Here is a 24,861-nt window from a genome sequence, read left to right as displayed (position 1 = left end):
CCGGCCGAACTCCCCACCTTCTCCGCCAACCTCCCCACTGTCTGCCTCCCGGCCGTCCCTCGCGTTCTCGCGGGCCGCGGGATCGCGCGGCCCGGTGATCGGGGGTCGGCCGCGACGAGCTCAAACCGTGGGGAGGACGGCGCAGGACTTGGGGAGGTTGGCGGAGCGCCGACGCGACCCAAAGCCGCACCATGCGGCTGCTAACAGTGCGGCGACCGACAGGGCTGCAACAACAAGGCCCCCGCACTCCGTGGGGAGTGCGGGGGCCCTGCGACAACGCTGTCCGTGCTGCGCTAGGAGGCAAGAACCTCGTCGAGGACACTTGCCGCCTGCTCCTCGTCCGTCTTCTCGGCGAGCGCAAGCTCGGAGATGAGGATCTGGCGGGCCTTGGCCAGCATGCGCTTCTCGCCTGCCGAGAGGCCGCGGTCCTGATCGCGACGCCACAGATCACGCACAACCTCGGCAACCTTGATCACGTCACCCGACGCGAGCTTCTCGAGATTCGCCTTGTAGCGGCGCGACCAGTTCGTGGGCTCTTCCGTGAACTCAGCACGGAGGACATCGAATACGTGCTCGAGGCCTTCCTTGCCTACGACGTCACGGACTCCTACGAGGTCCACGTTCTCAGCTGGTACTTCAATCGTCAGGTCACCCTGGGCCACTTTGAGCTTGAGATACATCTTCTCTTCGCCCTTGATGGTGCGCATCTTGATCTCTTCGATCTTGGCTGCACCGTGGTGGGGGTAAACAACCGTCTCGCCAACCTCAAAAACCATGTGGACATTCCCCTTTCCCGCAAGCCAGTCTATCACGGCTTGGGATCCGACCCGGCCGGAGGATGCCCCGCGATCGGCGGAATGACGCGGGAGAGCGGTTACCCGCGGCCCCGCTTGGGGCTTGACGAATCATCAAGAAAGTGCTTCATAAGGACTTCACGGCCGTGGTGGAATCTACGCTTTGTCGAAAATCCCGCTACGCTTAGGCTCGACCAGACCTCTGACACCCATCGACACAGGAGCGAGCTGTGCGTTTCACTGCTTCGACCCCGGCCATGCGCGCTGCCCTTGCGGCCGCTCTCGGGGTGGGCCTGCTCACGGCCACCGGCTGCGGCTACATCAACCCCCAGCAGACGTCCATCCAGTACTCGGCGTCCGATGGAGTCCGCGCTGACGTCGGGACGGTCCAGCTCCGCAACGTGCTCATCGCTTCGTCCGGCAAGGCCGGCTCGGCTTCGACCCCGAGCGCCGACGCTCCCGGGCGCCTGCTCGGAAGCCTCTACAACACCTCGGGCCAGGACGCCTCCGTCGTGCTCTCGACGCCGTCGTCGGGCAGCGTTCGCGTCGACATCCCGAAGAACGGCACCCTGCACCTCGAGCAGAACCCCAACCCGGTCACCTTCTCGCACGTCGGCGGCCTCCCGGGCTCGCTCGTCGACGTCAAGGTCACGGTCGATGGCAAGACCCAGGAAGTCCAGATCCCCGTCCTCGACGGAACGCTCGACCAATACCGCCAGTACATCCCGACACCCACGCCGACTGCGACGTCGAGCGCTTCGGGCTCGGCGTCGAGCTCGGCCTCGGCGTCGGCGACGCCGAGCCACTGACGGCAAGACAGGCTTAGCGAACGAGCGGCCGCCCCCCACGCAAGGTGGGCGGCCGCCGTCGTCTGTTGCCCGAGAATGAAGCGGCGGGTCCTGTCAGGGCTCGAACTTGTAGCCGAGGCCGCGCACGGTGACGAGGTAGCGCGGGCTCGACGGGTCAGGCTCGATCTTGCTGCGGAGACGCTTGACGTGGACGTCGAGCGTCTTGGTGTCCCCGACGTAGTCCGAGCCCCACACGCGGTCGATGAGCTGCCCGCGCGTCAGCACACGGCCCGAATTGCGCAAGAGCATCTCGAGGAGCTCGAACTCCTTGAGCGGGAGCGCAACCTGCTCGCCGTCGACGCTCACCACGTGGCGCTCGACATCCATGCGCACGGGGCCCGCCTGGACGGTCGAGGAGATGAGCTCCTCGGGCTCGCCGTGGCGGCGCAGGACCGCGCGGACGCGCGCCACGAGCTCGCGGGACGAGTACGGCTTCGTGACGTAGTCGTCGGCGCCGAGCTCGAGCCCCACGACCTTGTCGATCTCCGAATCCTTCGCGGTGAGCATGATGACTGGGACGTTCGAGCGCTGCCGCAGCTGGCGGCACACCTCCGTTCCGGGGGTACCGGGAAGCTGGAGGTCGAGGAGCACGAGGTCCGCGCCGTTACGGTCGAACTCGACGAGGGCGTCGGTGCCGTTGTCGACGACCTCGACTTCATAGCCCTCCTTGCCGAGGAGGAAAGACAGCGGGTCGCTGAACGACTCCTCGTCCTCCACGATCAGGATCCTGCTCAAGCAATCGCTCCTTGCTCTGGGGGCCGCACAGCCCCGTCTTCGCGCTGATCCGCCGGCGGCGAACCCTCGGCCCCCTGGTCTTCTTCCATCTCGGGCAGTCGGACCGTGAAGGTCGAGCCCCGTCCGAGCTGAGACCAGACTGTCACCTCTCCGCCGTGATTCTCCACGACGTGCTTGACGATGCTCAAGCCGAGGCCCGTGCCGCCGGTCTGCCGCGACCTTGCGGCATCCACCCGATAGAAGCGCTCGAACACGCGCTCCTGGTCCTCCGGTTTGAGGCCTTCGCCCTGGTCGGCCACGGACACGGACACGAGACCGTCCCTGTCTCGGATCCCGATTCCCACCTTGGTGTTTCCGGGCGAGTAGCGGATCGCGTTGTCGATGAGGTTGCGGAAGGCGTTCACCAGCAGGTCCGGATCCCCGAAGACTTTGTGCGCGCTCGTGCCGCCCACGACGACGGAGATGTTCTTGGCCTCGGCCGCGAGGCGCGAGCGGTCTACTGCTTCGGCGACGACCTCGTTGACGTCGACGACCTTTCCCTGGTGGACGATGTCCGCGCCCTGGAGGCGCGAGAGCTCGATGATGTCCTGGACGAGGGCCGCGAGGCGGGACGACTCCTTGCGCATGCGCTGGGCGAAGCGGCGGACGGCGTCCTCGTCGTCCGGACTGGCCTCGAGCGCCTCCGCGAGGAGCGAGATGGCGCCGACGGGTGTCTTGAGCTCGTGCGAGACGTTCGCGACGAAGTCGTTGCGGATACGCTCGGTGCGGGTGATCTCGGTGCGGTCGTCGGCCAAGAGCAGGATGTACTCTTCGCCGAGGATGGCGGCGCGAACCTGCACAATGATGGTCCCCTGGCCGAGCGGTCCTCGCGGCAGCTCGAGCTGCTTCTCGATGACGACGCCGTTGCCGCGCACCTTCGCGGTCATCTCGAGGAGTTCGCGGTGCACGACCGTGTGGCCGCGGACGAGGCCGTACGCGTAGGCGGCGGGACTCGCCCGCACCACGCTGTCGATCGCGTCGACGACGACGAACGCCTTGCCGAGCACGGAGAGGACATCTGCGGCTCCCTCGGGGAAGGTCGCCTCCCCCGGGACGTTCTCGAGCAGGGCGCGCTGCCGTTCGCTCGCCCTGAACGCGAGGACGCCGAAGGCACCGAACGACAGGCCCAGAAGACCCGCGACAATGCCGACGACGAGAGGATCCACACCCCTAGCTTAGGGCCGCGCCGCGAACGGCCCCGGCCCGTTGCGAGGCGCTTGCAGGCCGGTTCACGTATCGTTCATTCAGTCGCAGACAAGTATTCATCTGCCGCTGCAAGTGTGACGAGTCGGAGCGCCCTGACGGCGCCGAACGGGACGGCTTCCTGCTCCCGTGCGAATCGACACGGAGCACCGAGGAAAGGACACCGCCGTGCGCAAGGTATTCCAAGAAGAACTCAAGTCGGTCCACGACGACCTCGTCGAGATCGCACGGCTCGTGGCGGCCGCGCTCGAGAAGGCCGTCGAGTCCTTCAAGAGCGCGGACGTCGACCTCGCCCAGGAGGTCATCGCGGAGGACGCGCGGATCGACTTCCGGCAGACCGCGCTCGACGAGCGCGCCATCGACATCCTGGCCCTCCAGGGCCCGGTCGCTAGCGACCTGCGGACCATCGTGGGCTCGCTGCGCATGAGCGCGTCCCTCGAGCGCATGGGCGACCTCGCGCGCCACATCGCGCAGCTCGCGCGGCTTCGCTACCCCGAGAGCGCGATCCCCGTGCAGCTCGAGCGCACCTTCGCCCGCATGGCCGAGCTCGACCAGCAGATCATCACGGACCTCACCACGCTCCTCGAGTCCCACGACCTCGCTCTCGTCGCGAAGATCCAGGGTGCCAACGCCGAGATCGACGACCTGCACGCGGGCGTCTTCCGCGCGATCGCCGACGCGTCCTGGACGGGCTCGCCGGCCCTCGCCGTCGACGCCGCCCTCGCGAGCCGCTACTTCGAGCGCTTCGCCGACCACGGCGTCTCCGTGAGCCGCAAGGTCTCCTACCTCGTCACGGGCGAGTGGGATGGGGACATGACGTCCAACTGACGTCGCTCCCAGATAGCAAGAACGACGCCGCGGCGGCCTCGGGGTCGAGGTACGTGCCGCCCGGGTTGGTCGGCTGGAAGTCCTCGTCGAGCTCGTAGACAAGCGGGATGCCGGTCGGGATGTTGAGGCCCGCGATGTCGTCGTCGCTGATCCCGTCGAGGTGCTTCACGAGGGCGCGGAGGGAGTTGCCGTGCGCCGTGACGAGCACGGTCTTGCCGGCCTTGAGGTCCTCCTTGATGTCCGACTCCCAGTACGGAAGCAGCCGGATGAGGACGTCCTTGAGGCACTCGGTGCGCGGGACGTCGTCGCCGAGGTCCGCGTAGCGCGGGTCGCCGACCTGGGAGAACTCCGAGTCGTCGGCGAGCGGGGGCGGCGGGGTGTCGTAGGACCGGCGCCACTCCATGAACTGCTCTTCGCCGAACTCGGCCAGCGTCTGGGCCTTGTCCTTGCCCTGGAGCGCACCGTAGTGGCGCTCGTTGAGGCGCCACGAGCGCTTCACGTCAATCCAGCCGCGGTCAGCCTCCGCGAGCGCGATGTTCGCCGTGTTGATGGCGCGCTTGAGGCGGGACGTGTAGAGGATGTCGGGGAGCAGGCCCTTCGCGGCGAGAAGCTCGCCACCGCGCCGAGCCTCTTCGCGGCCCTGGTCGTTGAGGTCAACATCAACCCAGCCCGTGAAGAGGTTCTTGGCGTTCCAGTCGCTGTGCCCGTGGCGCAGCAGGATGAGCGTGTAGGTCATGGAGACATGCTATCTGGCGGGGTTGTCGAGACTCATCCGAACGTCACAGGCCGCCATGAGGCTTTCGTCATGAGTCGCGACGACGACGGTGGCTCCCCGGGACGCCTCCCCCAAGAGGAAGTTCGTGACGAGATTCCGGTTCTCGAGATCGAGCGAAGCGGTGGGCTCGTCGGCGAAGATGACGTCGGCCGAACGGAACATGGCGCGGGCCAGGCCGACCCGCTGCTTCTCGCCCCCGCTCAAAGTCGAAACCTTGTCGGCGGACCGACCGCCCAGCCCGACCCGTTCGAGGACTTCCTCGACGGCCGCCTTGTGGCCGGCCCGGAGGCCGAAGAGGGGCAGCTTCGACAGCGCCACGTTGTAGGCGACCGATTCTTCGTCGATGAGCCCGTAGTCCTGGAAGACGAACGCCGCGTGACGCTGCCAGAACCCGCGACGACGGCGGTCGTTCCAGCGAGTGGCGTCCTCGCCGCCGACGAGGACTCTGCCGTCGTCGACGCGGCGCAAGAGGCCGAGCACGTTGAGCAGAGTGGTCTTGCCGGATCCGCTCGGGCCGACGAGGGCGAGCGTCTGTCCGGACTTGGCGGACACGCTCTGCCGAGCCACGACGTCGTGACGGTCGATCGTGACGGTCACGTTCTCTGCGGTGATTTCCATGGGTTCCCTTTCAGGCTCTGCGAGCCAGTACTTTCACGAAGACGCCCCTGGCGAAGACGAGATGCAGGGCTATCGACATGGCGAGATACAGCGGTATCCCGGCCAAGGTCCACAAGACCTCTGGTCTTTTCCCTCCGCCGAGCGCGAAGAACATCGCGATGGCTAGCGCCGCCGAGAGGGCCGCTTCCCACGCGATCCGGCGCGCAAGCGACTGCAGCCACGGCCATCCGGCTGTGCGTTGGGCGAAGAGACGCTTTGACCGAGAGATGGCGTAGACCATTGCCGAGACCGCGATGCTCATCGTGAGCGCGAGCAGAACGAGGGCGAACGAGAGGGTCTTGAGCCCGGCGGATTGGTTCTGGAGCTGACTGTTGTACAGCGCGGCATCAGAGATCCGGTCGACGGAAAGAACGACGGCGATGAGCGGCGACGACTGGAGATAGTCCCCGACCCACCCGGCGTCCGTGAAGGTGAGGTTCCCTGACGAGAGGAATGCCTCAATGTTGTCATCCGTAAACGCGTCCGCCGGATTGTCCGCGACGACGATGAGCGGATTTCGGAAATGAGCCATTTCGCCAGGGCCCGGTGGCAGGGCAGGGAAAGGCTCTCGACCGACATAGCGGTAGTATGTGAGACTCTCGGCGGCACCATTGAGGTTTATCCCTGCACGGTTCCACAAGCTGAACTGTTCCCCCCACGCCATGCGCACTTCTTCGGGAAGGCTCTCGAAGTCCACCCGCTCTCCGGCTGAGCCAAGTGCATTGGCACCCGTAGCATCCGAACCCACGAGCGGTGAAATTCTTCGGAGATAATCCGAGTTGACGAGAACGATGCAATCGAACCCCCCGACCTCAGCGCGATTCCTCCGTTCGGGATCGGTTCCACTCCGAGGCGCAAGGGCATAGGAGAAGCTCAAATTTCCCGCTTCCGACGCAGCGGCGACCATGTCCCGGAGAGGCTTGTCGTACGTACGACCGAACTCGTCCGGCGTCATGCCGCCAAGGCCAAACCGCAGTGACACGTTGTCCTTGAGCACCTGCCATTTCGCGTTCTGGTTCGAGAGATTCGTGGCCTCGGCGATGGAGGCTCCCAGTACGGGGAGCATGACGGCGACGAGCACGAGGGTAGCCGCCTTCAACACCTCGCTCGAGGCGCGGAAATGCCGCTCGGGAGGTTGCCGCGAGGCGATCCCGTCAACGCTCGGCCACGTCATAGAGCCGATCACGAGCGCGCACAGCATCATCCCTCCGACGGCGGCCGCGAGAAAGAGTCCGAGCACAGCGAGGAAGTCAGCGAGATGAGTGGCCTTGCCTTGGATGGCGACGGAGACAATCGAGACCAAAACTGCGGCGATCGCGGGCCCCGCAAACGAGGACACGAGCGAGACCAAGTCCTCGGCAACGATCCTCGCCGTTCGAGTCCCGTTCAGGACCTTGAGCGCCCGAGCCTTTGCCCGCAATACGTACCACGCGACAACCATCGTCCCGGCGAGAATCACACACGTGAGGAAGGTCAGCCACGCGCCCGTCTCAAGGAGCGCTTGAGCGAGTATGTCGCTTGTCTTTTTGGGCATGACATTTCGGTCGATCCCATGGGCGTCAACCCACGCGATAAATTCGGCAATCGCTTCCGGACTCCCCGAGTAGACGTGGGGGCCGTTGAGGGCGGCCGCACCGAGATCGCGCGCTGGGTGAAGCTGGCCGCGCATTCCCGGCTTGAACCAATCGATGTCCTGCGGTTCAGAGGGGCCGGCGCTTCCGAAGACATAGAGCGAGCGAGAGTTGAAGAAATCATTGGGATCAGGCACGACCTTGGCGATCCGCAGACCCGTCCGGTCGGCGAGAGAGCCGAACTCCGCGATGGCCTGATCTTTCGATACCTGGCTGTGCGTGAAGTCAAGGCTCGCGATGAATTCAGTTTTCCACGGAAACGCGCCCTCTTCGGTCGTGATCACGATCCCGGAAAGTGTCGATAGGAAGATGGCGATCCCGAAAGAGGTGATCCTGACAAGAGCTTTAAGCACGGACGTCCGCCCCCAAATCGAATGCTGACCTGCCTTGGCGCGCCAAACCACGCGCCAAGGCAAACGACGGTCGTTCGGCCGACTACCCGCAGATGTCGTAGTACCACCTGTTGTTCGTCCAGTACGTGGCCTTTAGCGACGCGTTCGACCACTCGCCAGGCGCCACCCGGATGCTGGAGTTGTAACCCCAGTCATTCTTGACGGATGACCGGTGGCACCGATCCACGAGATAGTCCGAGTAGATCCCCCAGTGGTAGCCGTAGTTCCACGTACCGCCCTCGTTGGGATACTGCGTCCAAGCATTCGCGGCCGCCGCGCCCGTCGTCGTCAGGAGGCCGGTCAAGGCAAGGCCGGCCATCACCTTCTTTGCATTCATGTCGTCCCACTTCCCTTGATGCGAAGGGAGACGAGTCCGACCGTGCAAAGGATCCAGTCCCCCTGATGGATGCCACGACCGCACGTGTCATGGTGGTCCGACTCTTCCTTGCAGATGAGGCGCGGTCAACACTGAATTGCCTGAGGCGATGAGGGCCTCCGTGGTGGGTCTGACGCGGCGGCGCGCTATCTTTCGGCATCGGGCGGGGCGACGACGAGCGCAAGCATGAGCGTTCCGATGAGCGAGGTCTTCCGCTCGTGGTCGACGAGCGGCTCGTCGAGGCCCGCGATCATGCGGAGCCCCATGCCCTCCATGGCCGACTGGACGATGATCGAGAACTCCTCGAGGCTCAGCCCCGCGCGCAGCTCCACCCCGAACCATTCGGCGAGCCCGACGCACTCGCGGAACCAGATGTCGGAGAGCGACGCGTAGAGCCGGGCGATCGACGCCGACGCGCTGGGATCCGCCGAGGCGGCGGCGATCGCGAACAGCTGGAGGCGATGCGCGGGCACGTCCAGCATGACGGTGGTCGCCTCATACGCGAAGCGGTGCAGAGCCCGCGAGAAGTCCTCGCCGGAGTCGCGCAGCTCCCGCGAGCACTCGGCAAGGGCCCTTTCGAACCGGATCTGCCGCACGCTCAGGGCATAGGAGACGAAGTCGGCCAGGAAGTCCTGCTGCCCCGCCCAACGGTCCCTGAACTTGGCCTCCGTCGGCACGAGCCCGGGATAGTCGCCGAGCGTCCGCGCCACGATCCGAGCGCGCGAGAGATAGCCCAGGGCGGGGCTCACGTCCTCCGATACGAACACGGACCGCGACCTGAAGGCCTCGTCGGCGAGCGCGAGCGCCGTGTCGAGGAACGCGCGGGTGAGCTCTGAGTTGGCGAGCCGCGCGCGGGTTCGGGCACGGACCCGGTTGAGCCGCGTGACGATCCCTTCGAGATTCACGTCATGAGAGACGACGTCATGATCGCCGTGTTCCATCCGAGCACCCCCACGAACTGGCGCCTCACGAGGCGCCCCGACAATTGGTGCAGACAGTCCACCACGGCCGCCCTCCACGGAGCTGCCGCCCCGACGAGACCTCTCAGTGGGGTGCTCCGAGAAAATACGTCCGGAGGCGGAGGTGGCCGGAACAAGGCCCGAAGGAAGATCCGTGGCGGGGAACGCAGGCCTCAGTGGCGCGGCGACGGCGCGACGGCGTGCCACGCGATCGTGAGCTCGCCGAGCCTCCAGCGCGACGGGCCGTCGACGAGGGGCCACCCGGCGTCCCCGACGGCACGTGCCATCGCGATCCAGCGCTGGCGGTTGCCGAAGGGGGCGAGGGACGCGGCGGCGAGCCACGCGCCGTCGAGCGCTCGCAGGAAGTCGTGCACGGGCTCGCCGGGGACGTTGCGGTGGATGAGCGCTTTCGGGAGCCGCTCGGCAACGTCGGACGGCCGCTCGAAGGACCCGAAGCGGACGGCGAGGGAGAGCGTGCGGGGGCCGTCGGCGTCGAGCGTCGCCCACGTGGCGCGCCGCCCGATCTCATCACACGTGCCCTCGACGAATAGGCCGCCCGGCGCGAGGCGCGAGGCGACGAGATCCCAGATGGCGCCGACGTCGTCCTCCTCGTACTGCCGGAGGACGTTGAAGGCCCGCACGAGCGCAGGCGGCTCGCCCACGGGAAGTTCGAAGCCGCCGAGCCGGAAGTCGAGCCCGTCCCGCTCGAGCGGCTTCGCGGCGGCGACGCGCGTCGGCTCGATCTCGACCCCCGTGAGGCGGAAGTCCGGGCGCACGGCACGGAGGCGGTCGAAGAGTTCGACCGCCGTGGCGGGCGATGCGCCGTAGCCGAGGTCGACGGCGAGCGGGGCCGCCGGGAACGACCTCAGCCGGCGCGCCTGCGCGCCAGTGATCCAGCGGTCGACCCGCCGCATGCGATTGGGGTTCGTCGTACCCCGGGTGACGTTGCCCACGGGCCCGCCACGGGTGGCCCGGATAGGGGCCGCCTTCTGCACCACGGGCGGCGCGTCAGCGAGACGACACTGCGGGACGCACGTCGGCGAGGTACACGCCCGCGGCCGTGACGGCGGCGATGTTGAAGAGGCTCATCCCGAAGAACGGATTCGGCACGGGAAGCACCGAGATGACGCCCACGAATGCGGCCGCGGCCGTGATCCCGAGCCAGAAGCCCTTCGTGCGCTTGGAGCCGGCCTCGAACGCGCGCGGCTTCCGCACCGCGCAGTCGACGAGGGCCCAAAGCGTGAGCGCAGCGCACAGGACCGAGACGAGGAAGGAGATCCCGAAGTCGGTGTAGAAGATGAGAACGTGGCCACTCACCCCTCCAGCCTACCGACTGCGCGGCGGGCCGAGGGAAACAGGGGTCAGTCCAGCGCGTCGAGGCCCTGGGCGAGGTCAGCCCAGAGATCATCGACGTTCTCGATCCCCACGCTGAGCCGCACGAGGCCCTCGGGCACGGTGAGGGGCTCAGCCGTGTGGCGCCGGCGCCGCTCGATCGTGGACTCGACGCCGCCGAGCGACGTCGCGGGGAGCCACAGCGCGAGGGACGCAACGAGCGCGTCCGCCGCCGCGGCGTCGTCGAGCTCGATGCTGATGATCGACCCGAAGCCGTCGAACTGGGCCGCCGCGCGCTCGTGCCCCGGATCCGAGACGAGCCCGGGGTAGCGCGTGCGGCGCACGGCCGGATGGCCCTCCAGCCGGCGCGCGAGCTCGCCCGCCGTCGCCTGCGAACGCTCGACGCGCAGCGCGAGCGTGCGAAGCCCGCGAAGGCCGAGCCACGCCTCCATGGGGCCGGCGATCGCGCCGTGCAGCGTGCGGTGCGCGAGGAGGCGCGCCCGCAGGACGTCGTCGGCGGTGACGGCGAGTCCGAGGAGCACATCGGAGTGCCCCGCGAGGTACTTCGTGGCCGAATGGACGACGACGTCGGCACCCACTGAGAGCGGCCGCTGCCCGAGAGGCGTGCTGAACGTGTTGTCGACGACGACAAGCGCCCCGACCGCGTGGGCGGCAGCGGCGAGCGCGGGGACGTCGGCGACCTCCATCATGGGGTTCGTGGGGCTCTCGATCCACAGGAGGTCCGCGCCGTCGAGCGCGGCGACAACAGCCTCGGTGTCAGCGATGTCCACGGAGCGCAGCTCGAGCTCGCCGCGCTCGCCCTTGCTCTGCGCGAGGCCGAGCGTGCCCGAATACGAGTGCGCGGGCGCCACGAGCACGCCGCCCACCGGGACGAGGCCCAGCGCCGCAGCGATCGCGCCCATGCCCGACGAGAAGAGGAGCGCGGGGACATCCGTGCCTTCGAGCCGCGCGACGGCCTCCTCGAACGGCTCCCACGTGGGGTTCGAGAACCGCGCATAGCCCCGCGCGCCCTCGCCGACCGAGCCGAGCCCCACAAAAGTCGACGAGAAGACGACGCTCGGGTTGACCGGGGTGTCGTGGCCGCGCTCGGGACGGCCCGCGGCCACCGCAAGCGTCTCGGGGGAAAGGGCCGCAAGGGCTTCGGTGTCGAGGTGGGGGTAGACGTCCGTCATGCCTCCTAGCGTAAGCCTGGTTCTCCGCCCACTTCTCCTCCACATCGGGCCCCCCGGCGAGCACTCTGAGCGCGCAATCGGTAGGCTGGGTGGGTGCCCTCGGACTCCCCGATCCCTCCCACCACGCCCGCGCTGCGCCCGCCCGTTCTGCCCCTCCCCGGCCTCTTCGTCGCGTTCGAGGGCGGCGACGGCGCCGGGAAGTCGACGCAGGCGCGGCTCCTCGCGGAGGCGCTCCGCGACGCGGGGCACGGCGTGCTGCTGACACGCGAGCCGGGCGGGACGCCGATCGGCGAGAAGCTGCGCTCCCTCGTGCTCGACCACGGCCACGGCGAGGTGGATCCGCGGACCGAGGCCCTCATCTTCGCGGCCGCCCGAGCCGCGCACGTCGCCCAGTCGATCCTGCCCGCGCTCGAGCGCGGCGAGATCGTGCTGACCGACCGCTACATCGGCTCGTCGATCGTGTACCAGGGCGTGGGCCGCGGGCTCGGCGCCGAGGCCGTCCGCGAGCTCAATGCGTGGGCGACCGGCGGGCTGTGGCCCGACCTCACTGTGCTGCTCGACGTCGACGAGGCCGAGGGCCGCACGCGGCGCACGGCCGGCGACGCAGCCGAGGACCGGCTCGAATCCGAGCCCGACGCGTTCCACCGCGACGTGCGGACCGCGTTCCTCGAGCTCGCCGCCGCCCAGCCGGGCGCGTACCTCGTGCTCGACGCGGGTCGCGATGCCGAGGGCCTCGCGCGCGAGATCCTCGCCGCGGTGCGGGACGCGCTCGCGGCGAGGGCCGCCGTCGTCCGGTCCGAGCCGAGCCCCCGGGAAGCGCGCCCATGACCGTGTGGGACCAGCTCGTGGGTCAGGCGCCGATCGTGGGGCAGCTGCGGCGGGCAGCCGCGGGCGAGGGGCTGACGCACGCGTGGCTCTTCACGGGGCCGCCGGGATCCGGGCGTTCGACGGCGGCCAAGGCGTTCGCGGCGGCGCTCAATTGCGAGGTCGACGACGTCACGGCGCGTGGCTGCGGCGAGTGCGCGGGGTGCCGCGCCGTGCTCGCGGAGTCGCATGGCGACGTGACATTCGTGCGGACCGAGAAGGTCACCATCACGATCGACGAGGCCCGCGAACTCGTCGCGAAGTCGGGCGACCGGCCGTCCACGGGGCGGTGGCGGATCATCGTAGTCGAGGACGCGGACCGCATGGCCGAACGCACCACGAACGTGCTCCTCAAGGCCATCGAGGAGCCGACGCCGCGGACCATCTGGATGCTGTGCGCTCCATCCCCCGCAGACGTGCTCGTCACGATCCGCTCCCGGTGCCGGCCCGTGGGCCTGCGCCTGCCGCCCGTCGCGGACGTCGCCGCGCTGCTCGTCGAGCGGGACGGCGCCGACCCGGCCCTCGCGCTCGAGGCGGCCCGTTCGGCCCAGAGCCACATCGGCATCGCGCGGCGGCTCGTGCACGACGCCGCGGCGCGCGAGCGCCGAGCCGCGACAGTGCGGCTCCCGCTCACGCTCTCGACCGTCTCGCAGGCCGTGAACCTCGCGGAGCGGCTCGTGAAGATCGCGACGGACGAAGCCTCGAGCTCGAACGAGGAACGCGACGCCCACGAGCGTGCGCGCCTCCTCGAGACGCTCGGCGTCGGCGCCGACGAGAAGCTCCCCCCGACCCTGCGCGCCCAGGTGCGGCAGCTCGAGGAGGACCAGAAGCGGCGCGCCAAGCGGTCCGTGACCGACTCGCTCGACCGCACGCTCACCGACCTGCTCTCGTTCTACCGCGATGTGCTCATGGTCCAGCTCGGCGGCGGCGTCGAGCCGGTCAACGCCGAACTCTCCGACGAGATCGCCGAATTCGCGGCGTCCTCGACGGCAGACGTAACCCTCGCGCGCATGGACGCGATCAATACGACGAGACAACGCATCACGACATCCAACGTGGCCCCGCTCCTCGCGGTCGAAGCCATGGCCGTCAGCCTGATCTGAGGAGAAGAACCACGTGACGACGCCCGCCCCGAGCCAGGGCCGCGCCCTGCCCGCCGCTGGCAACGCCCGCGCGCGGACACTCGCCGTCGTCCTCGTCGCCTGCCTCGCGGCCATCACACTCACCCTCACGGGATGCCTCCCGCTCCTCGCCCCGCCGTCGAAGCCGGGACCGAGCACGGACGCCTCCGCGACCGCCGGCGCGCCGGCCGAGCTCGCGCGGTTCTACCAGCAGCAGGTCCAGTGGTCCTCGTGCGAGACCGGAAGCGGCCGGGCCGGCTTCGAGTGCACGCAGGTCATGGTTCCCCTCGACTACGCGAAGCCCGACGGGGACACCATCAAGCTCGCGGTGATCCGGCTCAAGGGCTCGAACGCGAAGGCGAGCCTTCTCGTGAACCCCGGCGGACCCGGGGTCTCGGGGTACGACCTCGTCCGCGACGCGGGAACGTCGATGTTCTCGGACAAGCTCCGCGGCATGTACAGCCTCATCGGGTGGGACCCGCGCGGCGTCAAGCGCTCGGCTCCCGTCACGTGCCTCGACGCGGCGCAGCAGGACGCCCTCCGCCAGGAGAGCCCCGACGAATCGACGGACACGGGCCTGGCCGAGGCGTTCACGATGCAGGACAGGCTCATCGACGCGTGCAAGGCAAACACGGGGCCGGTCCTCGCGCACACGGACACGGTCAGCTCCGTCAAGGACATGGACATCCTCCGCGCGGTCGCAGCGGGGCAGTCGAAGCTCGACTACGCGGGCTTCTCCTACGGGACCCTCCTCGGCTCGACCTACGCCGGGCTCTTCCCGGACCGCGTGGGCCGGTTCGTGCTCGACGGCGCGCTCGACCCAAGCCTCGACAACCGCGAGCTCACCCTCGGGCAGGCGAAGGGCTTCGAGAACGAACTGCACGCCTACCTCCGCTCGTGCCTTGCGAAGTCCGGCTGCCCCTTCAAGGGGAGCGAGGACGACGCGATCGGCCAGGTCCAGGCGCTCTTCCAGTCCATCCAGAACCAGCCCCTGCACAGCAACGACGGGCGCCTCCTGCCCGTCACCGACTTCATCAACGGCGTCGTGTATGCGCTGTACACCGACGAGAGCTGGCCCGCGCTCACCCAGGCGTTGGCCGCCGCGCTCCGCGGCGACGGCTCCTCCATGATGCGCATCTCCGACATCTCGGCAGACCGCGCGCAAGACGGCACCTACTCCTCGAACGGGACGTTCGCCTTCGTCGCGTACAACTGCCTCGACTACACCATGGCGTCGGACCCCGCGAGCATGCGCGCCGAGGCGGACGAGCTCAAGCAGGCCGCCCCGGCCTTGGGCGGATTCTTCGCGTACGGCGGCGTCAACTGCCGCGACTGGCCCTACAAGCCGACCGGCAGCACCGTGCCCGCGCACTACACGGGCAGCAGCCCGATCCTCGTCGTCGGGACCACGGGAGATCCCGCGACCCCGTATCCGTGGGCGCAGGCCCTGCGCTCGCAGCTCGGCAACGCGTCCCTGCTCACGTGGAACGCCGAGGGGCACACCGCCTACGGGCGGGGGTCGACGTGCATCGACGACGCCGTCGACGGCTACCTCGTCGACGGGAAGCTCCCGCAGGACGGCAAACGCTGCTGATTCCGGCGGGACCTCTGCCTGGCGGCCGAGCCTAACCGCTGGGGCTAACCCGGCGGGCCTACCCCGCAGCGATGGCGCCGCGGCCCCACAGGAGCGCTGGGAGGTCCGCGACCGAGCGGACGACGGCGGTCGCGCCCGCGGCGCGGAGGTCGCCTGCGCCCTGGGCGCCCGTGAGGACGCCGACGGCCGCGCCCGCGCCCGCCCGGAGGCCGGACGTGATGTCCGCGGCGGTATCCCCCGCCACAAGGACCGTCCTGACATCCTCGATGTCGAGGGCAAGGACAGCCGTGAGAACCATGTCGGGGAACGGCCGGCCGCGGCCCGCATCCTCGGGGCACAGCGAGAGGTCCGCGAGGCCCATCCACCCGAGGGCCTCGAGGACGCTGTTCTGGGTGTGACGGCCGAACCCGGTCGCGAGCGCCACGAGCACGCCGTGCTCGCGCAGCGCGTGGACCGTCGCCTCGGCACCCGGGACGGCCCGGAGGCAGCCTTCGCCGATCATCCTGTCGTACTCCGTGGCGAAGGCGCGGGACGCGGCTCGGGCGGCCGCGCCGTCGTCCGGGAAGAGCCGCTCGAAGACTTGCGCGCGGTCGAGCCCGGCACTGCGCCGCGAGATCGCAAGCGCCGCCTCGAGCCGCTCGCCCGCAACCCCGGCCTCGCGGAGCGCCGTCGCAACGGCGCGCTCCGCCGCTCCCCCGTCGACGACGGTCGTGCCGTTCATGTCGAGCACGGCGAGGCGGATGCCGCTCGCGATGGCGGGCGACAGGTTCTGCGCAGTCACGCCAGGTTCCCCCGATTCTCTTGGGCGCCGGGCCATCCCGACGGCTGAGTCCCGAGAATGCCACCCGCGCACGACTCAGCCCTGAACTCGCCACGTACGGGGGATGAACTCCGTATTCGGCATCCGTGAAAAGAAAAACGACCGAAATCGCGTCATACGGCGAGCCGTGCTTGTTCTCCCCACTAGGTGGCCGCCACGCTGGGGGTGGCGGCCACCGCCCAAGCGCAACACAATCGGGAGCTAGTCGTGATGGGGACATCGACGCTGGAGAGACTTCAGGTCAGCAGGCAGCTGCGCGCCGCCTTGAAGGGGGACGGCGCCCGGCGCACGATGGGCACGATCTGCTCCGTGGACATCGTCGTCTATCCGCAACGGCCCGGCGGCAGGGAGAGCACCCTCGCATGCCTCCGTGGCCGTGGCGGGAGCGCCTACGTGGACTCGGCGCACTACCGGTCGTGGCGACTCTTCTCGGCGGCCGTCGTGTGCACGATCGACTACCTCGCGAAGCTCGCCTGAGCCTCGTTTTGACCCGGAGCGGCGTGCTCTACTAGAGTATTCACTCGGTGGTTCGCCGTGGCGGACACGCCGGATTGCCTCCCTAGCTCAGACGGTAGAGCGTCTCACTCGTAATGAGAAGGTCAGCGGTTCGATCCCGCTGGGAGGCTCGGACACCCCTCTCGGGCCTGCTTCACGGCGGGACCGGGAGGGGTTTTTTGTCAATGCGTCTAGCTCGCGCGGGCGGCGGGCTCGTGGCGCAGGTATTCGCGCCGGAAGCGCCCCGTCCCAGCGGTGAGGGCCCGGAGTTCGACGGCGTAGCGCAGGAGTTCGGCGTCCGGCACCTCGGCGCTGATCTCGGTCGTCTCGCCGCCGGACGACGTCGTGCCCGTGAGCCGCCCGCGCCGCGAGGAGAGGTCGCTCATGACGGAGCCGACATAATCGTCGGGAACGCTGATGGTCACGGCCGAGACAGGCTCGAGCAGCTGGATCTTCGTCGCGGCGGCGGCCTCGCGCAGGGCCAGGGCGCCGGCGGCTTGGAACGCGGCGTCGGAGGAGTCGACGCTGTGCGTCTTCCCGCCGACGAGGGTCACGCGGATGTCGACGACGGGGAAGCCCGCGGCCACGCCCTTCTGCATCTGCGAGCGAACGCCCTTCTCGACGGAGAGGACGTACGGCCCCGGGATCACGCCCCCGACGATCCGATCCACGAACTCGAACCCCCCACCGCGTTCGAGCGGCTCCACCTCGATGTCGCAGATCGCGTACTGGCCGTGCCCGCCCGACTGCTTGACGTAGCGCCCGTGCCCCGACGCGGGGGCGCCGAAGGTCTCGCGGAGCGGAGTGACGACGTCGACCGTCTGAAGCTTGACGCCCTGGTCCCGCAGCCTGTCCAGCACGACGTCCGCATGCGCCTCCCCCATGCACCACAGCACTAGCTGATGCGTCTCGGCGTTGCGCTCGACGCGGAGCGTCGGATCCCCTGCCGCGACCTTCGCGAGGCTCTTCGCGAGGGCGTCCTCGTCCCCATGCGACGCCGCCTCGACAGCGACCGGCATGAGCGGCTCGGGCATGTCCCACGGGTTGATGAGGAGCGGCGCGTCCCGCGACGACACGGTATCGCCCGTCTCGGCCGAGGCGAGCTTGGCGAGGGCGCAGATATCCCCCGCGACGACCCGTGGCACGGCGCGCAGGCTCGCCCCGAACGGGGCGTAGAGGTGGCCGACGCGCTCGTCGCTGTCGTGGTCCGGGTGGCCCCGGTCCGCGAGGCCGTGGCCGCCGACGTGCACGGGCGTATCCTCCGTAAGCGTCCCCGAGAAGAGCCGGACGAGGCACACGCGCCCGAGGAACGGATCCACGGTGGTGCGCACGACCTCGCCGACGAGTGGGCCGTCGGGATCGCACGACAGGGGGCGGGCCGGCTGCCCGTCGAGATCGGTCACGCGCGGCACAGCGTGCTCCGCCGGCGAGGGGAAACCGCGGACGAGCAGGTCGAGCACCTCGGCCGCGCCGATGCCCGCGGTCGCGGCCGTCGCGAGCACGGGGAAGAACGTTCCGCGCGCGACGGCGGTCTCGAGGTCGCTCACAATCGCGTCGAGCTCTATCTCCTCGGAGCCGAGGTACCGGTCCATGAGGGTCTCGTCCTCGCTCTCCGCGATGATGCCCTCCATGAGCTCGCCTCGCGCAACGGCGAGGCGCTCGAGCTGGTCCTCGCTGCCCGGATGGACCGTCGGCTGAAGAGTTCCGTCGGAGTAGTCCGAAACCTCCCCGGACAGCAGGTCGAGCACCCCGACAATGCTGCCGTCGCCCTGGACAGGCACGGACAGCGGGAGCACCGACTCGCCGAACGCCGCGCGGCACTCCGCTAGGACGGCGTCATAGTCGGCGCGCGGGTGGTCGAGTCGGCTGATGACGACGGCGCGCGGCATCCCCACGCGCTCGCACTCGCCCCACAGCGCGGTCGTCGCCGCGTCGACGCCGTCGACGGCCGAGACGACGAAGAGCGCCCCGTCCGCCGCGCGGAGCCCCGCGCGCAGCTCGCCGACGAAATCCGCGTAGCCCGGAGTGTCGAAGAGGTTCACCTTGACGTCGCCGACGACGACGGGGGCCACCGAGAGCGCGACCGACCGCTGCTGGTGGACGGCCACCGGATCGGCGTCCCCGACGGTCGTGCCGTCCGCGATCGACCCCATGCGCGTAATCATCCCGGTCGAGGCGAGGAGGGCTTCGAGCAGCATCGTCTTCCCCGCGCCCGAGTGGCCGACGAGCACGATGTTGCGCACGAGTTCGGGCCGGTCGACGGCGGTCGGCGCGCCGGAGGACTCGGCCCGCTTGGGCTCGACCCCGGCTCGGCCCGGGCCTTTCGACGTGCTGTTTGTGCCTTTGACCGACATGAGCACCTCCCGATCGAACGCCCGTGGGGCGGGGACGCAAATCCTCACCTCATGGTGTGCCCTGGGACCCGTCCGAGGGTAGGGGTGAGCGCCAGTAGGAGCTGCCGTCCCGCTCACGGGCGAGGACGCCGTCGTCGACCATCGCCCGGCGGACGCGCGGAACATCGGTGACGAACTCGCCCAGGCGCGCGTTGAGCTCGGGCTCGCGCACGCTCTCGTCGATCGCGAGGATGCGCTCGGCGAGATCGCGGAGCGCCGCAACACGCTGCCCGGCGTGCCGCGGGAGCTGCTCGAGCTTGGGCTCGGGCCTCGGCGGAAGCGACGAGCGGGCTTGATCGAGCAGAGCCCTCAGCCCGGCCTCGTCGACCCGGACCCGCCCGTCGGGAAGCTCCTCGATGACCCGCGCCGAGCCCAACAGCGAGTCCGCCGCCGGATCGGCCGCAACGCCCTCGTGGTGGCCGAGCGCAATCCGGGCGAAGCGCTCCCGGGCCCGGCCGTTGGACATCGCGGCCAAGAACTGGATCAGCTGCTGCTCCTGCATGGATCCACTGTCCCCCGTGCGTGGGAGGAATGCACCCCCGCGGCTGCTCCGCGGACGACGGCGCGCCGTGCCCTGGCCGAGTCGGGCGACTAGCCCGAGAGATCGTCCGCGCGATCGCGCGCCCGCTCGGCCGACTTGCGACGCCGGTCCGCGAGACGGGCGGCGAGCTTGCGCGAGCGTTCGGCATCGGCGGACTCCCGTTCGACGTCGGCTAGCTTCTCTTCGAGATCGGCAGCCTGGGCACGGAGGTCGCGGAGCCGCGCCGCGAGTTCACCCCGGCGCGACCGCGCGTCGGACGCAATGCGCTCCGCCTCGGCAAGATCGGCCTCGGCCCGATCGGCGGCGCGCTCGGCGTCGTCGGCCTCCGCCTGCGCCCGCTCGCGGGCCCGTTCACGTTCACGCTCGAGACTTCGCGCGCGCTCGGCCTCGTCGTGTCGCGGCGACTCCTCGGCGTCCTCCGGGGCAACCTCGCGCGAAGCCCCCGCGCCCGGAACGACGGCGCCAGGAACGACGGCGCCCGGAACGACGGCGCCCAGAACAGCCACAGCGCCCGGAACCGCTATGGCTCCCGAAAGATCCACCGGGTCGAAGCCGTTGGTCGACAGTGCTCGCACAAGCTGACGGCTCGCGAGGGCGAGACCGGCCTCGGGGTCGGCCATCGCGGCGCGCAGCGTTTGCTCGATGTCGGTCGCGGCGGCGTTGCTGATGGGCGCACCGAACTCCCCGGCGACGGCCCGGGCTTCCGCGACGGCTTCGGCCAGCATCTTCTGGCGCTCTTGGCCGAGCCGACGAAGAGCGTCGGGATCGCGTTCGTCCTGGGCCTTGCGGAGGGACCCGCCGAGGCCGAGCACACGCTCGAGAACCTCTCCGCGATGCCGGGCAAGCATGTTCACGGCCCACGCGGCCATGGACGGCTTGGGAAGCTTGGCCACCTGTTTCGCGAGAAGCAGGTTTCCTTCCGATCGCGCAGCCTTGGCCTGGTCGTTTCTCGCGGGCGTGAACTCCGCGAGAGGCAAGCCATACAGTTCCGCCGCGACGGCAGCCAGATCCATGCGACACATCATAGGCGGGCGTGCACGACGCCCACCGTGCCGCTTAGCGCCGCGCCTGCCGCCTCAACGCCCCTACCGTGCCGCCTAGAACGGCGGAGGATCGGAATCCGGGGGCTCCACGGGGTCGGCTTCCATGAGATCGACGCCCTCCGGACCCGCGACGGCGCGGCCTCCCAACGGCGAGACCCAGACGATGTCGGAGACGCCTCTCTCGGGGGCTTCGCCGTCGTCGTCCGATCCGCCCCGGATCCTCGCCGGGAGCCTCTGAGCGGTCCACCGCCCAAGGCTCTTGAGCGCGTGATGCTTCGTGCAGAGCGCCTGGAGGTTGTCCGCATCGGTGCGGCCGCCGTCCTGCCATTCGACCATGTGATCGATTTCCGCGGTTCGGGCAGACCGCGAGCACGCGGGGAACTGGCAGGTTCCGTCGCGGTACTCGATGAACCGGCGAAGGGCCTTCGGTGGCCGATACACCGATCGCCCGAGAGCGAGGGGTACACCGTCGATCCCCGTGATGAGCCGCTGCCACGTGGGGGCGGCGACGGCGAGCTCGCGAGCGGTGTCCGCGTCAATGACCCCAAAGCCTTCAAGCTGCGCGTGCTCGTCGCTCGCACCAAGCAGGGCTGCCGCCGAAATGTAAACCACCACCTCGGCTGTCGCCCGGGGCGTGCCCACGATCGGCGACGTCGCGGTGTCCGTGGCCCCGCTTATGCTGCCGGGGCCGGGGACGACGGCGCCGCCGACGCTACGTTCCGAGCCGACCGCGACCGGGACGCCACTGGGTACCGCGTTGGATTCGGTGAGCACGAGCGTGGCCAGCGCGTCGGCCCGCAGCTGCGGAAGAGTGCGCCCATCATCGGGGTCGGCGCCACGCTGGGCCCGGGCGAGGGAATCGAGCCGGTTGAATGCAGCGAGCCCCACCTCCGCGGGAAGGAACGCGCTGAGCGTGCACATTCCGTCGGGCTCTGGGCGGAACGTGACATGGCGCTCGGCCTTCGCGCGTGCCTTGCGCGAGCGCAAGGACTCGGGATGCAGCTTCTCGCGGAGGGCCCGAACGGCGCGGCGGAATTCGGCGGGCGTGCGCTTGCGGCCTGTGCGGGTCTCGAGCCGCCCGAGCGCCTTGATCCCGAATTCCTCGGCGCAGCTTTCGGGGAGCGTCGCCGTTTCATCTGTCACGACGCGGGCGTGCGCCTCGGAGAGATGACCGCCTTCGAGCAATTCGAGCACGGCGAACTGGGGGCCGCACAGCGACTCCGCCGATCGCATCAGGCGGGCGGCCGCCATCTCCGAGATGCACTCGGCGACCGCAATCTCCGACACGGCGAGCGCATGCGCGACGTCGCCATTGAACCGCACCGGCTGAGATCGCTCCTTGCCAGCCCATGTCTCGGCGGTTCGGCGGGCTTCCTCCTCGAACCCGACGCGGATGCGCTCGACGGCAAGGGCTTCAAGGGCGCCAAGGAAGGATCGGACCCGCCCGATGTCGAGAAGCGCTCGCCGGGCCTGCTCGGCCGAGAGGACCGTCGGATCGGGATGCCACAGGGATCCTTCGAGGAGCGAGCCTGGCCGTGCCTCGTGGATGACGGCACCGGAAAGATCCGCTGCGGCTATGCCCTGTGAACTACCATCACTGCGCATCGATGCCCCCCATCATCGAACTTATAACCAAGGACTCTAGCACAACTTTGACCTTCTATCGAATAGGTGTTCGAATAGAGATAGGCGCCGCGTACGCTGAGCCCCGTACCGCAACCCGAGCCTTCGGAAGGGAACCCATGCAGAGCGATCTGGTCAACGGCGAACTCGAGCTGCTCTTCACGGGAACGGAGTGGGCGGAGGGGCCCGTCTGGGTCCCGTCGTCTCAGACCGTACGGTGGAGCGACATCCCGAACAACCGCATCCTCGAGTTCGACCCCGCCACGCGTCAGACCCGCGAGTACGCGACCGCCGTCGAATTCACCAACGGGAGGACTCTCGACCGCGACGGAAGCGTCGTGCAGTGCAGCCACGGACGCCGACGGGTCGAACGCGAGCGCGACGGCTTGGTGACCTCGCTCGTCGACTCGTTCGAGGGGCGCCGGCTCAACTCGCCGAACGACGTCGTGGTCGCGCGGGACGGGACGATCTGGTTCACCGACCCTCCGTACGGGATTCTGCCCGGCACGAAGGAAGGGCACGAGGCAGAGCAGGAATACGGCGGATGCTACGTGTTCCGCTTCGATCCCGAGAGACGCACCCTCACGGCGGCGGTCACCGACATGGTCCACCCGAACGGGCTCGCGTTCTCGCCGGACGAGTCACTGCTCTACGTCGCAGACACGGCAGGGCCGAGTCGCGGCGTTCTGCTTCGGATCGCTGCCTACGACGTGCTTGGCGGCGAGTGCAGCGGCGGCCGAACCTTCGTCGAGTTCAACGACGGCGACGCCGCCGATGGCTTCCGGGTCGACGCCGCGGGCCGCATCTGGACGTCCGCGGGGCGCTCGGTGCGGGTCTTCTCTCCCGCCGCCGAGCTGCTTGCCCACATCGACGTGCCCGAGACCGTCGCGAACGTGTGCTTCGGCGGGCCGGACGGCCAAGACCTGTACATCACGGCGACCACAAGCCTCTATCGCGTCCGGACCACGACGACGGACGCGGTTCGGCTCACCGGCTGAGCCAGGGCGCCCGGGCGAGGAGAACAGCCGCGCGGCGCCCCCACGCCGTACACAGAGACACGCCGTACACAGAGAACGGCCGCGGCACCGGCGGCGCCGCGGCCGTTCCGTGAAACGGAATTCCCAATCAGTGCGAGGGCATCATCTTGTGACGCGTGTCCATAGCCGGCTTGATCGCGGCCGCGGTCACGCCCGCAGCAACGATTCCGGCGATCCAGGATGTCCAGGCCGCACCCGCGCTGCCGGTGTACGAGCCGATCCAGGGAGACACGAACAGCAGAATGCCGAAAGCAGCCTGAGCATACTCGAGCCACGGTGTGCCCGGCATGGACAGGTTCAGCACAGCTGAAGCGATCAACAGGATGCCGAAGACGATCATGAGAGACGTCGCCGCAGACGACGGCATGGTCACGATCACCGACAAGGCGGCAACCAGACCGCAGACCCCTGCGACATAGTCTTCCCAGCGCGTCCACTTCTTCATGAGGTAACTCCCTCCCAACTATCCGCACCCCCGGCCTCCCGGGGGAGCCGGTCAGTGGTGGTAGTCGGTGCTTTCGCGCCGGCACCCGAAGCCGCTGGCCTCTTCCAGTACACGACGTTGAACGCATGCTGTAAAGGGCACATAAGTCACGAGCGAAACACGGTTTTGGCGCTCACAGGCTCCGCGAGCGCCACCAGTCGACCGTTTCCGCGGCGGCGGCGGGCAGGGGCGTCGGCTCGATCCCGAGGCGCTTCTGGGTGTCTGCGGAATCCATGACGAAGGGCCTCTCGAACTGGTAGAGCATTTCCGCCACGGAGCGCATGAGGGGAATGCCGATACCGGCGAGCCGCACGAGCCATCCGGGCAGGGCGGTGACGCGCGGCTCGGGCAGTCCGGCGGCCGTCGCGAACGCGCGGGCCATCTCGCGCTGGGTGAGCGGCGGGAGCGTGGGCGCGTGCAGCATGCGGTTCCACTGCTCGCGATCGCGGGCGGCGGCGATCATCGCCGCGGCCATGTCCGGGACATACGTGAAGGAATGGGGCTGATCTGCGCTCCCCATGACCTGCACGGACTTCCGGGCGAGAATGCGCGGAATCATGCGGTCGCCGACGTGCGAGTTGAGGACGAGCGGCCCGAAGAAGTCCCCCGCGGCGACGCTCACCGTTTCGGCCGGGTGTGCTTCGCGCTCCCGGATGAGCTGGGTGCGGACTCCGCGTTTGCCGCCGACGGCGTCGCGCGGCGAGCCTTCGGCCATGGGTTCGTCGGGGCGCGAATAGGAGTACAGGTTCTCGGCGAAGACGACGACGGCGTCGGCGCCTCGGGTGGACCAAACCGCGTCGAGCACCGAGCGCTGGGCGCGAGGGAGTTCCTCGGCCCAGACCTTCGCGGAGTAGGGGGCGTTGACCGCGTAGAACACGGCCGCGGCGCCGTCGAACGCCTCGGCGAGCCGTGCGCCGTCGTTCGCGTCGACCGCACGGCGCTCGATGAGGGGGTGCCCGGGGCCGCCGCCCGAGCGCGTGAGCACGGCGACGCGTTCGCCTTCGCCGGCGAGCTGCTGGGCGATGGTCGAGCCGACAGGGCCCGCACCGATCACAACGTAGGACATCGGACTTCCTCCAGTTGA

General features: G+C 69.1%; 26 protein-coding genes and 1 tRNA gene. 9 read left to right on the top strand and 18 right to left on the bottom strand.

The genetic code is table 11. The annotated features are described in order from the left end of the window. Positions 1 to 293 precede the first annotated feature (293 nt). Positions 294 to 776, bottom strand: coding sequence for a CarD family transcriptional regulator (locus SPF06_RS17250; RefSeq protein WP_043124850.1), 483 nt, complete (start codon positions 774 to 776; stop codon positions 294 to 296). Positions 777 to 1,024: 248 nt separating this feature from the next. Between SPF06_RS17250 and SPF06_RS17245 the strand changes: the two genes are divergently transcribed. After that, positions 1,025 to 1,603: a hypothetical protein gene (locus SPF06_RS17245; protein WP_323280364.1), complete on the top strand. Its 579-nt coding sequence runs from the start codon at positions 1,025 to 1,027 to the stop codon at positions 1,601 to 1,603. A 93-nt stretch (positions 1,604 to 1,696) separates the two neighbouring features. Here the strand turns inward: SPF06_RS17245 and SPF06_RS17240 are convergent, their stop codons facing one another. Both SPF06_RS17240 and SPF06_RS17235 read right to left on the bottom strand, forming a co-directional pair. Continuing rightward, complete coding sequence (locus SPF06_RS17240) at positions 1,697 to 2,377, bottom strand: winged helix-turn-helix domain-containing protein (protein WP_307967155.1); 681 nt, start codon at positions 2,375 to 2,377, stop codon at positions 1,697 to 1,699. Next, on the bottom strand, positions 2,374 to 3,582 hold the full coding sequence (locus SPF06_RS17235; protein ID WP_323280363.1) for a sensor histidine kinase: 1,209 nt from the start codon (positions 3,580 to 3,582) through the stop codon (positions 2,374 to 2,376). The genes SPF06_RS17240 and SPF06_RS17235 overlap by 4 nt, the downstream gene beginning before the upstream one ends. A 205-nt stretch (positions 3,583 to 3,787) precedes the next feature. Between SPF06_RS17235 and phoU the strand changes: the two genes are divergently transcribed. Then, positions 3,788 to 4,447, top strand: coding sequence for a phosphate signaling complex protein PhoU (phoU, locus tag SPF06_RS17230; RefSeq protein WP_323280362.1), 660 nt, complete (start codon positions 3,788 to 3,790; stop codon positions 4,445 to 4,447). On the opposite strand, the gene SPF06_RS17225 is transcribed toward phoU, so the two are convergent. From SPF06_RS17225 to SPF06_RS17190, 8 genes are all read right to left on the bottom strand, one after another. Then, entirely contained in the window at positions 4,410 to 5,183 is a 774-nt protein-coding gene (locus SPF06_RS17225) for a phosphoglyceromutase (RefSeq protein WP_323280361.1), read from the bottom strand. The two genes, phoU and SPF06_RS17225, sit on opposite strands and share 38 nt — an antisense overlap. A 9-nt stretch (positions 5,184 to 5,192) precedes the next feature. After that, positions 5,193 to 5,840, bottom strand: coding sequence for an ABC transporter ATP-binding protein (locus SPF06_RS17220; protein ID WP_323280360.1), 648 nt, complete (start codon positions 5,838 to 5,840; stop codon positions 5,193 to 5,195). 10 nt (positions 5,841 to 5,850) lie between these two features. After that, positions 5,851 to 7,863 carry a hypothetical protein gene (locus tag SPF06_RS17215; RefSeq protein WP_323280359.1) on the bottom strand — a complete coding sequence of 671 codons (2,013 nt, stop codon included), beginning with the start codon at positions 7,861 to 7,863 and terminating at the stop codon, positions 5,851 to 5,853. Between the two features lie 82 nt (positions 7,864 to 7,945). Beyond that, entirely contained in the window at positions 7,946 to 8,239 is a 294-nt protein-coding gene (locus SPF06_RS17210; protein WP_323280358.1) for a lactococcin 972 family bacteriocin, read from the bottom strand. 185 nt (positions 8,240 to 8,424) lie between these two features. Next, complete coding sequence (locus SPF06_RS17205; RefSeq protein WP_323280357.1) at positions 8,425 to 9,219, bottom strand: hypothetical protein; 795 nt, start codon at positions 9,217 to 9,219, stop codon at positions 8,425 to 8,427. Between the two features lie 191 nt (positions 9,220 to 9,410). After that, positions 9,411 to 10,235, bottom strand: a complete 825-nt coding sequence (locus SPF06_RS17200) for a class I SAM-dependent methyltransferase (protein WP_428985787.1) — start codon at positions 10,233 to 10,235, stop codon at positions 9,411 to 9,413. Between the two features lie 10 nt (positions 10,236 to 10,245). Continuing rightward, complete coding sequence (locus tag SPF06_RS17195) at positions 10,246 to 10,554, bottom strand: DUF2516 family protein (RefSeq protein ID WP_323280355.1); 309 nt, start codon at positions 10,552 to 10,554, stop codon at positions 10,246 to 10,248. Between the two features lie 44 nt (positions 10,555 to 10,598). After that, positions 10,599 to 11,762, bottom strand: coding sequence for a trans-sulfuration enzyme family protein (locus SPF06_RS17190; RefSeq protein ID WP_323280354.1), 1,164 nt, complete (start codon positions 11,760 to 11,762; stop codon positions 10,599 to 10,601). Positions 11,763 to 11,909: 147 nt separating this feature from the next. Between SPF06_RS17190 and tmk the strand changes: the two genes are divergently transcribed. The 3 genes from tmk to SPF06_RS17175 are packed head-to-tail and all read left to right on the top strand — an operon-like array spanning position 11,910 to position 15,341. Then, complete coding sequence (gene tmk / locus SPF06_RS17185) at positions 11,910 to 12,590, top strand: dTMP kinase (RefSeq protein ID WP_323280381.1); 681 nt, start codon at positions 11,910 to 11,912, stop codon at positions 12,588 to 12,590. Then, on the top strand, positions 12,587 to 13,729 hold the full coding sequence (locus SPF06_RS17180) for a DNA polymerase III subunit delta' (RefSeq protein ID WP_323280353.1): 1,143 nt from the start codon (positions 12,587 to 12,589) through the stop codon (positions 13,727 to 13,729). The genes tmk and SPF06_RS17180 overlap by 4 nt, the downstream gene beginning before the upstream one ends. Positions 13,730 to 13,742: 13 nt before the next feature. After that, the gene (locus SPF06_RS17175; protein WP_323280352.1) at positions 13,743 to 15,341 is read left to right on the top strand and encodes an alpha/beta hydrolase; all 1,599 of its coding nucleotides are present in this window, start codon (positions 13,743 to 13,745) and stop codon (positions 15,339 to 15,341) included. A gap of 58 nt (positions 15,342 to 15,399) precedes the next feature. Here the strand turns inward: SPF06_RS17175 and SPF06_RS17170 are convergent, their stop codons facing one another. Beyond that, on the bottom strand, positions 15,400 to 16,122 hold the full coding sequence (locus tag SPF06_RS17170) for an HAD family hydrolase (RefSeq protein ID WP_323280351.1): 723 nt from the start codon (positions 16,120 to 16,122) through the stop codon (positions 15,400 to 15,402). A gap of 249 nt (positions 16,123 to 16,371) precedes the next feature. Between SPF06_RS17170 and SPF06_RS17165 the strand changes: the two genes are divergently transcribed. Both SPF06_RS17165 and SPF06_RS17160 read left to right on the top strand, forming a co-directional pair. Then, positions 16,372 to 16,638, top strand: coding sequence for a hypothetical protein (locus SPF06_RS17165; protein WP_323280350.1), 267 nt, complete (start codon positions 16,372 to 16,374; stop codon positions 16,636 to 16,638). 76 nt (positions 16,639 to 16,714) lie between these two features. Next, a tRNA-Thr gene (locus tag SPF06_RS17160) sits at positions 16,715 to 16,787 on the top strand. A 60-nt stretch (positions 16,788 to 16,847) separates the two neighbouring features. On the opposite strand, the gene SPF06_RS17155 is transcribed toward SPF06_RS17160, so the two are convergent. The 4 genes from SPF06_RS17155 to SPF06_RS17140 form a co-directional block, all read right to left on the bottom strand. Then, on the bottom strand, positions 16,848 to 19,010 hold the full coding sequence (locus SPF06_RS17155; protein WP_323280349.1) for an elongation factor G-like protein EF-G2: 2,163 nt from the start codon (positions 19,008 to 19,010) through the stop codon (positions 16,848 to 16,850). 49 nt (positions 19,011 to 19,059) lie between these two features. Then, positions 19,060 to 19,551: a DUF2087 domain-containing protein gene (locus SPF06_RS17150; protein WP_323280348.1), complete on the bottom strand. Its 492-nt coding sequence runs from the start codon at positions 19,549 to 19,551 to the stop codon at positions 19,060 to 19,062. 89 nt (positions 19,552 to 19,640) lie between these two features. Continuing rightward, on the bottom strand, positions 19,641 to 20,603 hold the full coding sequence (locus tag SPF06_RS17145; RefSeq protein WP_323280347.1) for a hypothetical protein: 963 nt from the start codon (positions 20,601 to 20,603) through the stop codon (positions 19,641 to 19,643). Positions 20,604 to 20,687: 84 nt separating this feature from the next. After that, positions 20,688 to 21,956, bottom strand: coding sequence for an HNH endonuclease (locus tag SPF06_RS17140; protein WP_323280346.1), 1,269 nt, complete (start codon positions 21,954 to 21,956; stop codon positions 20,688 to 20,690). On the opposite strand from SPF06_RS17140, the gene SPF06_RS17135 reads away from it, so the two are divergent. Together SPF06_RS17135 and SPF06_RS17130 are read left to right on the top strand one after the other, a co-directional pair. After that, positions 21,930 to 22,220, top strand: coding sequence for a hypothetical protein (locus SPF06_RS17135; protein WP_323280345.1), 291 nt, complete (start codon positions 21,930 to 21,932; stop codon positions 22,218 to 22,220). The two genes, SPF06_RS17140 and SPF06_RS17135, sit on opposite strands and share 27 nt — an antisense overlap. Positions 22,221 to 22,375: 155 nt before the next feature. After that, the gene (locus tag SPF06_RS17130; protein ID WP_323280344.1) at positions 22,376 to 23,254 is read left to right on the top strand and encodes an SMP-30/gluconolactonase/LRE family protein; all 879 of its coding nucleotides are present in this window, start codon (positions 22,376 to 22,378) and stop codon (positions 23,252 to 23,254) included. 127 nt (positions 23,255 to 23,381) lie between these two features. Here the strand turns inward: SPF06_RS17130 and SPF06_RS17125 are convergent, their stop codons facing one another. Both SPF06_RS17125 and SPF06_RS17120 read right to left on the bottom strand, forming a co-directional pair. After that, on the bottom strand, positions 23,382 to 23,738 hold the full coding sequence (locus SPF06_RS17125; protein WP_323280343.1) for an SPW repeat protein: 357 nt from the start codon (positions 23,736 to 23,738) through the stop codon (positions 23,382 to 23,384). Positions 23,739 to 23,910: 172 nt separating this feature from the next. Then, positions 23,911 to 24,843: an NAD-dependent epimerase/dehydratase family protein gene (locus tag SPF06_RS17120; protein ID WP_323280342.1), complete on the bottom strand. Its 933-nt coding sequence runs from the start codon at positions 24,841 to 24,843 to the stop codon at positions 23,911 to 23,913. Positions 24,844 to 24,861: the final 18 nt, after the last annotated feature.

Origin of the sequence: Sinomonas terricola (genome assembly GCF_034931225.1) — a bacterium.
Classification (GTDB): domain Bacteria; phylum Actinomycetota; class Actinomycetes; order Actinomycetales; family Micrococcaceae; genus Sinomonas; species Sinomonas terricola.
Note: the sequence above shows the minus strand (reverse complement) of the source record. Positions and strands in the feature narration are given on the sequence as shown.